The sequence below is a fragment of the Roseibium sp. M-1 genome, assembly GCF_054515675.1.
The window spans coordinates 4,001,418-4,014,187 of record NZ_CM137257.1 but is presented as its reverse complement, the minus strand read 5'-3'; the positions used below and the strand labels follow the sequence as shown (position 1 = coordinate 4,014,187).

The window sequence follows — 12,770 nt, the reverse complement described above, 5'->3', positions numbered from 1 at the left end:
GTTGCAGCTTATATAGGGAACGGGGTTGAAGGACACGTAAATCGTTCCGGGAGCGGCGCTAAGCGGTGTTCGAGGAGCGAGAAATCTCGTGCCTCTCCGCTGCGCCAAACCGAGATGACAACCCGGGCATCTGGTCCGGTTGTGCTAAACCCCGTCCTTCGCCGCCGCCACGCGCAGCTGGTGCAGCAGGCCGCCGAGGGACTCCTCGGAGAGACCGCCGATCTTCAGCGCCAGCTGGTTGGCGAGTTCCGTTGCCTTCGGGTCCATGCCGGCGGTGTCGATGGTGACGCGCGGATCGGAAAGCTCGGCGAGGCGCTGGATTTCCTCCGCCTCGTCCCAGATGACGTTGAAGTAGGTGATGATCCGCTGCACCAGGAACCAGGTCGGCTTGCCGCGCTTGCCGTGTTCCAGTGCCGAAAGATAGGCGCTGGAAACGGAAAGGGCCGACGCCATCTCCTTCAGCGACACGCCCCGTTTCAGTCTCAGTTCCCGGATCTTTGCGCCAAGCGGGGTCACGGTCCTACCTTTTCCTTCGAATGCGCACGTAAAGGGCGCCGGTGCCGCCATGGCTGGCATGAGCTTCCTCATAGCCGAGCACCACGGACCGGAGATCGGGCAGCGCCAGCCACTGGGGCACCATTCTGCGCAAAATACCGCGTTCGTCCATATAGGCGCGCGTCTCGTCGCCACCCTTGCCGGTGATCACCAGCACCACCTTGCAGCCGCGTGCCTGGGCATGGACAAGGAAACCGCGCAGCCGGTCATGCGCCTGGTGCTGGGTGAGGCCGTGCAGGTCGATGCGCGCATCGATGGGTTTGACGCCGCGCACGAGTTTGCGGCGATAGCGGTGTTCGAGCTGGTGCAGCGGCAGCGGAGGTGCGGACTTTTTGGCAACGGCCGGAGCCTGGATCGCGGTCGCGGTCCTGGGTGTTTTCGCGGCAGGTTCCGGGTCTGCGGCCTGCAGCTTTTCCAGCTCCGCCTTGAGTTCCTGCACCCGCTCCGGATGCATCGGTGTCAGCGTCTTGGTGACCTTGCCCCACAATTCCCGGTCTTCCGGAGAGAGAGCGCCCTTTTTTCCCCGCCGCGCCATCGCTCAGTCGGCCGCCGCTGCAATGGCGCCGGCCGGCACCAGGACAGTGAAATCCGCGGCATGGCGGATCTCGCCGGCATAAGCGCCGGCAAGGTCTCCGGATCCGGTGAAAATGTCGCCGCGGGCGGGACCCTTGATGGCGGAACCAGTGTCGTCCGCGACCATCAGCCGTGCAAAGGGGCTGCCCTTGCCGGCGGGGTCAGGTATGTCCGAAGCCACGAAAACCAGAGCGCCATAGGGCATGAAGGCCGGATCGACGGCAAGGCTGCGGCCGGCCGTCAGCGGCAGGCCCGCTGCGCCGACGGGACCGTCCTCGGGGCTGATCTCGTCGGCCTCGCGAAAAAAGATATAGGACCGGTTCTCGCGCAAAAGCGAATCGACCTGATCCGGATGGTCTTCCAGCCAATGCCGGAGACCCGACATGGTGAAGTCCTCGGGTGTGCCCTCGCCGCGCGTCACCAGGAGCTTCGCGATGCCGGTATAGGGATGGCCGGTCTTGCCGGCATAGCCGACACGCATGACCGATCCGTCGCTCAGGCGCAGCCGGGCGGAACCCTGGACATGGACGAAAAAGGCATCGACCGGGTCGGCAAGCCAGACCAGCTCAAGCTTTTCCGGATCGAGCGCGCCGTCCATGATCGCGCCGCGGTCGGGCATTTCGCTCAAAATCCCGTCCTGGCGCCGCCCATGGCTGAGGTCGGCGGGCCAGTCCTGCGGCCGGTTGCCGCCGGTGACAGGTTCAAGGCCGTCGGGTTTTTTCAAGAGCGGTACGGAATAGTCCGCCGTTTTCACCCGCGAGGCGGCAAGCTCCGGCTCGAAATAGCCGGTGACGAAGCCTTTCCGGGTGATCCGGTAGGGGCGGAAATGGGTCTCGAAAAACCGGCGCGCGTCCGGTGCGCCCTTGAGCGCCGCCTCTTCCGCGTCACGGCAAAGAAATTGCTGCTCGGGCCGGGAGAGCCGGGGCAGCAGGCCGTTTGCCTCCAGGATTTCGGGTTTCCGGCACAGGCGCAGGAAGCTTTTCAGCGCTGCCGCGTGGTCGTCGTTCTGCCAGCCTGCCAGAGCGGTGAAGGAGATTTCGTCGAACCGGTCCGGGATCTGCGGGGCTTGCGCCATGGCGGAGGCAGCTCCTGAAACAAAAAGCGGCGCGGCCACAGCCGCGCCCTTTAAAACTGCGTCAAGCCGGAAGGCCGGCCCGGGCCGCGTATACCGCTTCCCCCGCACCATGGTCAGTCGGCGGATTCGGTCGCAACCAGCTTCCAGTTCGGATCGCGGGTCGTGGTATCCCGCGCGAAAGTCCAGATATCGATCACCTCGGTCACCTTGGCCGGATCGCCGTCCACCACTTCGCCGGCCCGGTCCCGTGTCGCGGAAATCAGCTGGCTGTGGATCTTGACCGTGACCTGGGCGGTCGGGCCTTTCAGCGCCGCTTCCACGATCTCGGCCTTGTCGATGCCGACAAAGGTGGATTCGATGGTCTCGCCGCGTTTTTCACGGTCGTCGATGGCAGTGACAAAGCCTTCATAGACTTCGCGCGACAACAAGTTCTTGAGCGCCTTCTTGTCGCCGTCGGCAAAGGCCATGACGATCATTTCATAAGCCGCACGCGCGCCTTCCAGGAAGGGTTCCGGCTCGAAGCTGCGGTCGACGGAAAGGATCTGCTTCAGGGCGCTGTTGAGCGCGGAGCCTGCCGGCGCGACCTTGTCGATCACCACATTGCCGCCCGCACCCTGTGTTTCCACCGGTTCCAGCTCGTCGGTGCTCTGGTTCGGCAGGGGGATCACGTTGTCCGAGCTGTTGCCGTTCGCACGGTCACGCGGCTGTTCCGGCTTGGAATAGGGATCGAAGGGCGGGCGTTCATTGCCGGTGCGCTTGCCCAGCACGGACCGCAACCTGAACAGGATGAAAACCGCAAGGCCCAGCAGGAGGAGGTTCAAGGGGTCAAAAATCTCGTTCATCGTAACTTCCGGCTACCCTTTGTAAGGCTCAAGAGCCGCTCCCGTCCGTAAGGTGAGCACCGCCCCGCGCGCAAGGTCATGTATTTCCTATTTAGGGGGTCCTTGAACCAGCATCCAGACCCAAGAGCAAGACTGATTCTTCGTCAAGCCCGTCTTTCCGCGACTGCCTGCTCGCATTTTTGGCAGTGAATGTCTACCTTATACCCAAACAGCTTATCAGACGTTGGAGGTCCCGTGGGACTTTATATCATTGCCGCAATCCTTCTGCTGCCCCTGATCGAGATTGCGGTCTTCATCTGGGTGGGCGGTCTGATCGGCGTCCTGCCGACGGTCCTGCTGACACTGGTCACGGCCGTGGCCGGCACCTTGATGCTGCGCCAGCAGGGCCTGTCGCTGCTGATGCGCATGCAGAAGGAACTCGACGCGGGCCGCTCTCCGGGCAATGAGGTCATGCAGGGGGCAATGATCGTCCTGGCCAGCATTCTCCTGCTGATTCCGGGCTTTGTCACCGATGCCATCGGCCTGCTGCTGTTCATTCCGCCGGTGCGCGAAGCGCTTGCCCGGTTCATCATTTCCAAGTCCAACGTGGTCATCGTCGAAGGCGGTACCGGCAAGAGGCGGCCCCAGGACGGCGTGGTCGATCTCGACGAGGCCGACTGGTCGGAAAAGAAGGATGGACCGGCAGGTGGCGACAGCCAGCCGCGCTTCAGCCCCTGGCAGGACGGCTCCGGCGGTGCCAAGCCGTAACAGGCTCGTTGCGGAAACGGAAACCGGTCACCAAGTTGTGACAATTGGTGTATGCGTTCTTTTTACAAGGTATGGTTAGTCTCGCCGCGATTCGATACCGCCCGGCCGAAGCCGGGCGCCGGCCAGACATGAGCTAGAGCATCGTCCGTTCAGGAGAACGCACACAAGATGCTCTACCGCGTTAAGATCGATCAGCTTTTGGACGCTCAACCGGTGCCGGTTGTGCATCCGCTGATCCAGACACGGAACAGGCAATCGGGAATGAGCGCTGTGCGCGTCGACTGGGTGGACACCGCCAAGGGCATCTGCATCGTCTTCGTCGTGATGATGCATTCCGTGCTGGGCGTGGAAGCGGCCGCTGGCGAAACCGGCTGGATGCACGCCATCGTGGCCTTTGCTGCTCCGTTCCGCATGCCGGACTTCTTCCTGATCTCGGGTCTCTTCCTGTCGAATGTCATCGATCGCGGCTGGAAACTCTATCTCGACCGCAAGGTCGTGCATTTCGCCTATTTCTATCTGCTCTGGATGAGCATCCAGTTCGCGGTCAAGGCGCCGGTCTTTATCGACGAACTCGGCCCGCGCGGTGCGCTGGAATTTTACCTCTTCAGCTTCATCGAGCCCTTCGGCACGCTCTGGTTCATCTATATGCTGCCGATCTTCTTCGTCGTCTCCAAACTGGCCCACGACAACCGTATTCCCTGGCAACTGGTGCTCGCGATTGGCATCGTGCTGCAGATCGCGCCGATCGACACCGGCTGGCTGCTGATCGATGAATTCGCCGCCCGTTTCGTCTTCTTCTATTCCGGCTATGTCTTTGCGCCGCAGATCTTCCGGCTGGCCGGATGGGCGCGCGAGCGCATCGGCGTCAGCTTCGCCTATCTGCTCGTCTGGGGGCTGGTTAACGGCGGCCTCGTATATCTCGGCTGGTCGCAGCTGCCCGTCGTTGCCCTGGTCCTGGGGGCTACCGGCGCGGCGGCCATCATCCTCACCAGTGCGCTGATCGTGAAATCGGGCGGGCTCGGTTTCCTGAGGCACTTCGGCGAAAATTCGATCGTGATTTATCTCGCCTTCTTCTTCCCGATGGCCCTGATGCGGGTCATCCTTCTCGATATCGGTCTCCTCGACATCGGCACGATGGCGTTGGTCGTGACCGCCTTTGCCGTCGTCGCTCCGATGCTCCTGTTCTGGCTGATCCGGCGCACGGGCATCGGCTGGTTCCTGTTCCGGCGCCCCGCCTGGGCGTATCTCAGCGGGACGTTTGCAGGCAAACGCCGGACGCAGGCGGCGGAATAGTCCGGAACATGTCCTGACTTCCGCATTGGAAGCCTCTATAAGCCGGGCTGTATCCGCAGCCACGTCGAAAGCTGGCAGCGGATTTTCGTCAGATGAGAGCACGTCGCGAAAAAGTGGATTTCGATTTTCGCAATACGACATGCGTCAAGAAAGAGATAAAGCGGGTCACGTGAGTTCAAATGAACGCGACACGCTTTAAGAGAAAGCGACCGTTTCCAGATGAACCGTATCGTGGTCTGCCGTACCTGCAGGACAAGTGAGCCGGAAGGCGGCGGAGATATGCTGGAAGTGCTGAAGGCGGCCCTGCAGGAGGCGGGTCTTGCGGGCGATCTGTCTGTTGCCACGGTCGACTGCATGGGAGCCTGCGAAGAGCCGGTCTCGGTCGCGTTTCAAGGCGAGGGCCGCGCAACCTTTCTTTTTTCCGGCGTTTCTTTTCCAGTCGATATCGATGATATCATCGCGACCGGCCGGGTGTTCCTCGATGCCGAGGACGGCTGGATCGAGGACGCCCGGCCCTGCGGGCGTCTCCGCTTCTGTCTGCGGGCGCGTATCCCGGCCCTGAAACCCGGACACGGCTGACGTTTATTCGGACCTGATCATCACCGACTTTTTCAGCACGTCACCGTCGATCGCCAGTGTGCTGTGATCGTTGGCGTTCAGCGTTACCTCGACCATGGCCGCGCCTTTCGGCAGGGCGGGCACGTGGAACCAGGGCCCGTAGACCCGGGCGACCTTCTCGCCGTTGACATAGATATGCGCGTGTCCTTCACCAGGGACATCCGCCAGTCCGGCATGAGCCGGTGCGAAGGTGAAGTTTTCCGTCAGTATGTGCAGGTTCCAGCCCGAGACCGGGTCCGGTTCCAGCGAGATGTCCAGCGTCGGGGCGTTGGGTCCCGCGGGCAGCGAGACCAGCATGTCGTGGTTATGGCCGCCTGCATGCGCCTTTGTGTGCTCGGCCGGTTGTCCGGCCGCAGGATCGTTGGGTGCCGGCATGACGTGGTTCGCGGCGTGGCCGGTGCTGTGGTCGTGCCCGTCAAAGGTGACGCCGTTGCCGGCTGCAACGACAAAACCGATGCCACCGCCGAAGATCAGGCCGATGGCAAAGAGAACTAGGGAGCGTTCCATGAGTTTTCCGTTATCACATTGAAAAACCGGGGGAACAGAGGTTCCTCCCGGTTCGTTTCAGTCCGGTGACAGGATCAGGCCGTCTGGGCCGCTTCCGCCCGGGCGCCCTCGCGCTGCCAGAAATAGGCAGCGAAACAGCCGAGCAGCATCCAGGCGGCCATGCCGACCCCAAGAGCCCGGCTGGCAAAAAGCGCACCGATTTCAGTGGGCACCGGCCCGGTGAAGGCATCCGGCTCAGGCGCGCCGACGACATGGGGTGTCAGCAGGAGAATGGCGGCCGCGCCGAAGGCGAGCCAGTTGCGGCCGAAGGCAATCAGCCAAAGGCCCGCACCGGTCGTCACCACCGTCGTCCACCACCAGACCTGCCGGATACCGACATCTGCGGCGGCAACCCCCGGCACTTCCGGCGGCAGCGAGAAAGCCGGCGCGAAGTGGAAGGTCAGGAAACCTGCGAGGCCCCAGATGAGGCCGCTGCGGGCTGTGATCTTCGCATCGCGCATTTCGGCAAGTGCCATTGCCGCCAGAAGCGCGAAGGCATAGCCGGTATAAGTCAGCATGGTGAAGATGACGCTGAGCCCGTCGCGAACGGCGTCGAAGCCGCCGAGATCCTGGTGCGCACTGACGGCGGCCGCGCCGAAATGCACCAGTTCGCCGGATTCATAAAGCTCGGCATGAAGCAGCACGGGCTGCACGAAGAAAAGCTGCAGAAGAGCCGCGATAAGCCCTGCTGCAGCGCCAGCGAACAGGCCGCTGGTCAGCAATCGTGTCAGCATCTTAGTGGCAGGGGAAGCCGGTCGCATGGCGCACGTCGTGTGCCGCGTCATGCAGGGCGCCGGCCTGCACGTGTCCGGTGATGGTGATGATGCCGAGGCCCAGGATCGCGGCGAAAGCCAGCGGCAGGATCTTGGAAACGGAGAGAGTGGCTTTTGAAGTCAGAGCAGTCATGTCGTGTCCTCGTTGCTGTCACACCCGACAGCCGGGGTTGGCCTTTGCCTGGCAGGTCTCCTGGCTCGCGGGTCGCAGCGCCTGACCGCCTTCCCTGCGTCTAACGCAAGTGGCATCGATGGTCGGCACTCTCCGCATACAGTCGCGGGGGCGGCTTCGGCACCCGGCGCCCGAGTTGGGTACGCCGTATCCGAATTCCCTGTTCGTTTCCCGGCACTTTGTGCCGCTGTGGAAAACCAAGCCTTTCCATAATGGCCTATTTGCTTTGCCTGCGAAAGGTCGATTCCGACAAATTCCGTTCCGAAGCGGTCTTGCCGGAAGACGGCACTGCAAATGGCCTTGCCCGCAACCCTCGATGAGGGGGCGCCGATGGCGGTGGACGCAGCCCCGAATTTTTTCCTTTAGGACTTTTCTCAAGGGCGGGCTGCGGGCATGATCCGCGCCATGTCGACGCAAAGCTCTTCCCCCGCCCTCACCGCTGACGACCACCTCATTCTGGTCGATGGTTCCACCTTCATCTTCCGCGCCTATCACGCGCTGCCGCCGCTCACCCGCAAGCCCGACGGGCTGCCGGTCGGCGCGGTCTCCGGCTTCTGCAACATGCTGTGGAAGCTGCTGCAGGAGGGCCTCACCCCGGAAGAAGGCGACGAGCCGACCCATTTCGCGGTGATCTTCGACCATTCGGGGCAGACATTCCGCAACGAGATCTATCCGCAATACAAGGCCCACCGGCCGGAACCGCCGGAAGATCTCGTGCCGCAATTCGGTCTGATCCGCGAGGCGACACGGGCCTTTTCCGTGCATTGCATCGAACAGGAAGGCTTCGAGGCCGACGACCTCATCGCGACCTATGCCGTCCAGGCGGCCGCTCAGGGCGCACGGGTCACCATCGTTTCGGGCGACAAGGACCTGATGCAGCTGATCGGGCCGAAGGTCGGCATGATCGACACCATGAAGAACAAGATCTTCGGTGAAGCTGAGGTTTTCGAAAAATTCGGCGTCGGCCCGGACAAGGTTATCGAGGTGCAGTCGCTGGCCGGCGACAGCGTCGACAACGTGCCGGGCGTGCCGGGCATCGGCCTCAAGACCGCCGCGCTTCTGATCAACGAATTCGGCGACCTGGAATCCCTGCTCGCCAATGCCGGTTCGATCAAGCAGAACAAGCGGCGCGAGAACCTGATCGAGTTCGCCGATCAGGCACGCATCTCGAAACAACTTGTAACCCTGAAGCAGGACGTGCCGGTCAAGGTACCGGTCGGCGACCTGTCGGTGACGGAGGTCGACGGGCCGAAGGCGGTCGGCTTCCTGAAGGCCATGGGCTTTTCGACGCTGACCAAGCGCGTTGCGGAAATGACCGGCGCGGAACTGACCAATGTCGAGGCGGCCGACTTCCAGGTGCCGGGCTGGGATACGCCCGACCACAAGGGCCGCATGGTGGAGCGCGGCGGCGACAGCGCCGGCTCGGAAGCTGCCAGGACGCCGGGCGATGCCGCGCCGGGGAACGACGGCCTGATGGTGCCGCAGACCGTGGCCGATGCCCGCGTCGAGGCCATGCGCGCGATCCCGGTCGATTCCGGCGCCTACGAGACGGTGACAAGCCTCGAGCGCCTGAAGGAATGGTGCGCGGCGGCCTATGAAAAGGGCTATGTCGCCTTCGACACCGAAACCACGTCCCTCGACGCCATGCAGGCCAATCTCGTCGGCCTGTCGCTGTCGACCGAGCCGGGCAAGGCCTGCTATGTGCCGCTTGCCCATGTTGACGGCGAGGGCGATCTGCTTGGTGGCGGCGGCCTGATCGAGGGCCAGATCCCGCTGAAGGATGCTATCGAAGTCCTGAAGCCGATGCTGGAGGACCGTTCGGTCCTGAAGATCGCGCAGAACCTCAAATACGACTGGCTGGTGATGACCCGCCACGGCGTCGACATCGCGCCTTACGACGACACGATGCTGCTGTCCTATACGGTCGATGCCGGCAAGGGCGGCAACGGCATGGACGAACTTTCCGAGCGCTGGCTCGGCCACAAGCCGATCCCCTTCAAGGAAGTCTGCGGCTCGGGCAAGTCGATGATCACCTTCGACAAGGTAGCGATCGACAAGGCAACCGCCTATGCCGCCGAGGATGCCGACGTTACCCTGCGCCTGTGGCTGATCCTGAAGCCGCGGCTGGCGTCCGATCACATGGCGACCGTCTACGAGACGCTGGAACGGCCGATGGTGCCGGTGCTGGCGCGCATGGAAAAGCGCGGCATTTCCGTCGACCGGCAGATGCTGTCGCGGCTTTCCGGCGAATTCGCGCAAGGAATGGCGGCGCAGGAATCGGAGATCTACGAGCTCGCCGGCGAAAGCTTCAACATCGGCTCACCGAAGCAGCTCGGCGACATTCTCTTCGGCAAGATGGGCCTGCCCGGCGGCAAGAAGACCAAGACGGGCGCCTGGTCCACCTCGGCCCAGGTGCTGGAGGATCTGGCGGCCGAAGGCCACGAGCTGCCGTCAAAAATCGTCTCCTGGCGTCAGCTTTCCAAGCTGAAATCCACCTATTCGGACGCCCTGCCCGGCTACATCAACCCTGAGACCAAACGGGTGCACACGTCCTACGCGCTGGCGGCCACCACCACCGGCCGCCTTTCCTCGTCGGAACCAAACCTGCAGAACATCCCGGTCAGGACAGAGGAAGGCCGCAAGATCCGCAAGGCGTTCGTGTCCACCAAGGGCCACAAGCTGATCTCCGCCGACTACAGCCAGATCGAACTGCGTGTGCTGGCCCACATGGCGGACATTCCGCAGCTGAAAAAAGCCTTCGACGACGGTCTCGACATTCACGCCATGACGGCGAGCGAGATGTTCGGCACACCGATCGAAGGCATGGATCCGATGGTCCGCCGACGCGCCAAGGCGATCAATTTCGGCATCATCTACGGCATTTCCGCTTTCGGCCTTGCCAACCAGCTCGGCATTTCAAGGGGTGAGGCGGGCGACTACATCAAGACCTATTTCGAACGCTTCCCGGGTATTCGAGACTATATGGAAGCGACCAAGAAGCAGGTGCATGCCAACGGCTATGTCACCACCATCTTCGGCCGCAAGGCGCATTATCCGGAGGTGAACACCAACAACCCCAACCACCGCGCCTTCTATGAACGCGCGGCGATCAACGCCCCGATCCAGGGCTCGGCTGCCGACATCCTCCGCCGCGCCATGGTGCGGATGGAAGACAAGCTCGCCCATTCGAAGCTCGACGCGCAGATGCTGTTGCAGGTGCACGACGAACTGATCTTCGAGGTTCCGGACGAGCAGGTGGAGGCGACCATCCCGGTCATCCGGGACGTGATGGAAAACGCCTGCGACCCGGCGCTGAGGCTTTCCGTGCCGCTGCAGGTCGATGCACGTGCCGCGGACAATTGGGACGAGGCGCATTAAGGCATCGTGCGTTCAAGAGAACGCTCATGAGAGGCTCAAAAACTCCAAGACCGGCTAGCTTTGAGGCATTCACCCGGATCCGGGTGAATGCCGCGATTCCGGAGCCGCTTAAACCATCGCCAACACCCGCGAAGGGCCACCTGTGCCTCCACGATGTTTGGGCGCGCCAACGATAAGCGTAGCGCCGCTTGCAGGCAGTGCATCGAGATTGGCGATGCATTCCAGCCCCCAGCGGCCGCTTGGAAGCCAGGAATAATGCACGGCGAAATCCTGTGACATGCCGTGATCCAGCGACAGGCTGTCGACCGCGATTCCGACGGCATCGGCCTCTTCCATCAGCAACTGCGTCGCCTCGGCATGAAAGCCGGGAAAGTGCATGACGCCGTCGGCATCGGCATTGCGAAACATGTCGCTCGCCACATGCGCGGCCCAGCCCGAATTCATGGCGACACATGCGCCTTCGGGAATGTCACCGTTGGCGGAAATCCAGGCCTTCAGATCGTCGGGCGTCACCTGCGCGTCCGGATCTTCCGCCGCCTTTGCCTTGATATCGACGATGCACAATGGCGCAACGAGGTTCTCGACCGGGATTTCGGCCACCGACTGGCCGTCGGCCGAAAAATGCAAGGGTGCATCCAGATGGGTGCCGGTGTGTTCGTTGACCCGCAACTCAAACAGATTGTAGCCGTCCTTGGCGATGTCGAAGATCTTTTTCATCTCGAACTGCGAACTGCCGCCGAAGGTCGGGAAGTCGGGGTAAAGTTCGTGTGTCATATCGGCAATACGCGCGGGCGCCTGAGCCATGGCCGGCATGGTGCCGGTCAGCGCGGCAGCGGCGGCAACGCCGGACCCCGCTGCACTTGCCTTGAAGAAATCACGACGAGACAGCATACGTTGCTTGACCGAACTGATGACGCATAGATCGCACATGGAAACCCCTCCGGTTTATGGAAACCGGTCCTTCCCTTCCTTTGCGACCGGACACCAGGGCCATGGTATCAGGAATTCACCACCGGCGCACAGTCGCAGGCCGGCAACCGCCGGCCGAAGCAGCGGAGCTCATTGATTGGTCTGTCCGGAACTTGGCTTGGCATCTGTCGCCGACAGCAGTGCCGGGAGTTCGGGAAAACGTTCCTGCCCCTTTGGCACAGTGAAATTTTCAAGCGGCAGATCTTTTGCCTCTGCTAGGGGAAGTAACCTTGACATCACTGCCCTCTCACCCGGATTTCGCGAGGAAGGCCGGCGCCTGGCACAATAAATCGGCGGCATCTCTGACCGTGGAAGACACGATATCGGCGGCGGGTCGCACGTCCCTGACAAGATCGAGCGACTCGCCGGCGATCAGGGCGCGGACGGAGAAGTCGTCCGGATCGGCTGCCGCATAGGTCTTCTGAATTTTATGGGCAGCGCCCGTCAGCCCCGCCGGATCGTCCAGCCAGGGCCGGGAGAAGGCGTTCTGCACCACCCGTCCGGTGAATTCCGCCGGCCAGTCGAGCCCGCGTGCGACATCGAAGACGCTGGAACGCGCGGTGTCGTCGCCGCGCGCCTTGACCAGCGCCGCCTTGGCCGCGTCGGACCCGTTGGCTTCGTCGCTCGCCCAGAACCGGGTGCCCATCATGATCCCGTCCGCGCCAAGCAACAGGGCAGCCGCGAGGCCGCGCCCGTCGGCAAGGCCACCCGCGGCAAGAACGATCTGGTCCGGACCGGCCAGATCCCGTACGGCGGGCAGAAGGGCGGACAGTCCCCGGTCCATGCCGTGGCCGCCGCCTTCCTGGCCCTGGGCGACGATCATGTCCGTACCGGCCGCAAGGGCTTGTTCGGCTTGGTCGAGGCGCTGCACCTGCCAGATGGCTGGAATGTCCCGGGCCTTCGCTTCGGCGATGAGCGGTGCCGCGTCGCCAAAGGAGACGAAAAGCGCCGCCGGGCGATGATCGAGGATCCTGTCCAGGAGCTTTGGCTTCTTGAGAAAGCTCCAGGTGATCACGCCGATGCCGACCCGCAGGTCTCCGGCCGCAGCAAATGCAGCATCGATCCAGTCCGGATCGCCGTAACCGGCGCCAATCACGCCGAAACCGCCCGCGCGGGTAACGGCTGCGGCTAGATGGCCGTCGGAAATCCGGTCCATCGGAGCAAGCATCACCGGATGGGCAATATCGAAACGGCGGGTGAAGCGGGTGTCGAGAAGCTGGTCCATGCCT

At 62.9% G+C, this 12,770-nt stretch carries 13 protein-coding genes and 1 riboswitch; of the genes, 4 read left to right on the top strand and 9 right to left on the bottom strand.

Annotation, left to right across the window (positions count from 1 at the left end; translation table 11 throughout):
• Window positions 1-144: 144 nt before the first annotated feature.
• From ACX3M4_RS18140 to ACX3M4_RS18125, 4 genes are all read right to left on the bottom strand, one after another.
• Window positions 145-516: a helix-turn-helix domain-containing protein gene (locus tag ACX3M4_RS18140; RefSeq protein WP_459354389.1), complete on the bottom strand. Its 372-nt coding sequence runs from the start codon at window positions 514-516 to the stop codon at window positions 145-147.
• A gap of 4 nt (window positions 517-520) precedes the next feature.
• Complete coding sequence (locus tag ACX3M4_RS18135) at window positions 521-1,090, bottom strand: Smr/MutS family protein (RefSeq protein ID WP_459354388.1); 570 nt, start codon at window positions 1,088-1,090, stop codon at window positions 521-523.
• A 3-nt stretch (window positions 1,091-1,093) separates the two neighbouring features.
• Window positions 1,094-2,203, bottom strand: coding sequence for a murein transglycosylase A (gene mltA / locus ACX3M4_RS18130; RefSeq protein WP_459354387.1), 1,110 nt, complete (start codon window positions 2,201-2,203; stop codon window positions 1,094-1,096).
• A gap of 113 nt (window positions 2,204-2,316) precedes the next feature.
• Complete coding sequence (locus ACX3M4_RS18125; RefSeq protein ID WP_459354386.1) at window positions 2,317-3,045, bottom strand: Tim44/TimA family putative adaptor protein; 729 nt, start codon at window positions 3,043-3,045, stop codon at window positions 2,317-2,319.
• Between the two features lie 234 nt (window positions 3,046-3,279).
• Between ACX3M4_RS18125 and ACX3M4_RS18120 the strand changes: the two genes are divergently transcribed.
• From ACX3M4_RS18120 to ACX3M4_RS18110, 3 genes are all read left to right on the top strand, one after another.
• Window positions 3,280-3,792, top strand: coding sequence for an FxsA family protein (locus tag ACX3M4_RS18120; RefSeq protein ID WP_459354385.1), 513 nt, complete (start codon window positions 3,280-3,282; stop codon window positions 3,790-3,792).
• A 261-nt stretch (window positions 3,793-4,053) separates the two neighbouring features.
• On the top strand, window positions 4,054-5,085 hold the full coding sequence (locus ACX3M4_RS18115; protein WP_459359455.1) for an acyltransferase family protein: 1,032 nt from the start codon (window positions 4,054-4,056) through the stop codon (window positions 5,083-5,085).
• A gap of 219 nt (window positions 5,086-5,304) precedes the next feature.
• Window positions 5,305-5,664, top strand: coding sequence for a DUF1636 family protein (locus ACX3M4_RS18110; RefSeq protein WP_459354384.1), 360 nt, complete (start codon window positions 5,305-5,307; stop codon window positions 5,662-5,664).
• Between the two features lie 3 nt (window positions 5,665-5,667).
• On the opposite strand, the gene ACX3M4_RS18105 is transcribed toward ACX3M4_RS18110, so the two are convergent.
• From ACX3M4_RS18105 to ACX3M4_RS18095, 3 genes are all read right to left on the bottom strand, one after another.
• Window positions 5,668-6,210 (bottom strand): hypothetical protein, encoded by a 543-nt coding sequence (locus tag ACX3M4_RS18105; protein WP_459354383.1) that lies wholly within the window; start codon window positions 6,208-6,210, stop codon window positions 5,668-5,670.
• Window positions 6,211-6,284: 74 nt separating this feature from the next.
• Window positions 6,285-7,010 (bottom strand): CbtA family protein, encoded by a 726-nt coding sequence (locus ACX3M4_RS18100; RefSeq protein ID WP_459354382.1) that lies wholly within the window; start codon window positions 7,008-7,010, stop codon window positions 6,285-6,287.
• On the bottom strand, window positions 6,985-7,155 hold the full coding sequence (locus ACX3M4_RS18095; RefSeq protein WP_459354381.1) for a CbtB domain-containing protein: 171 nt from the start codon (window positions 7,153-7,155) through the stop codon (window positions 6,985-6,987). The genes ACX3M4_RS18100 and ACX3M4_RS18095 overlap by 26 nt, the downstream gene beginning before the upstream one ends.
• A gap of 33 nt (window positions 7,156-7,188) precedes the next feature.
• A riboswitch (cobalamin riboswitch) is annotated at window positions 7,189-7,411 on the bottom strand.
• A 176-nt stretch (window positions 7,412-7,587) separates the two neighbouring features.
• Between ACX3M4_RS18095 and polA the strand changes: the two genes are divergently transcribed.
• Window positions 7,588-10,572: a DNA polymerase I gene (gene polA, locus ACX3M4_RS18090; protein ID WP_459354380.1), complete on the top strand. Its 2,985-nt coding sequence runs from the start codon at window positions 7,588-7,590 to the stop codon at window positions 10,570-10,572.
• Window positions 10,573-10,680: 108 nt separating this feature from the next.
• On the opposite strand, the gene ACX3M4_RS18085 is transcribed toward polA, so the two are convergent.
• Both ACX3M4_RS18085 and ACX3M4_RS18080 read right to left on the bottom strand, forming a co-directional pair.
• Window positions 10,681-11,502, bottom strand: a complete 822-nt coding sequence (locus ACX3M4_RS18085) for a cyclase family protein (RefSeq protein ID WP_459354379.1) — start codon at window positions 11,500-11,502, stop codon at window positions 10,681-10,683.
• Window positions 11,503-11,788: 286 nt separating this feature from the next.
• A complete protein-coding gene (locus ACX3M4_RS18080) occupies window positions 11,789-12,766 on the bottom strand; it encodes an NAD(P)H-dependent flavin oxidoreductase (RefSeq protein ID WP_459354378.1) in 978 nt (325 codons plus the stop codon).
• Window positions 12,767-12,770 lie beyond the last annotated feature (4 nt).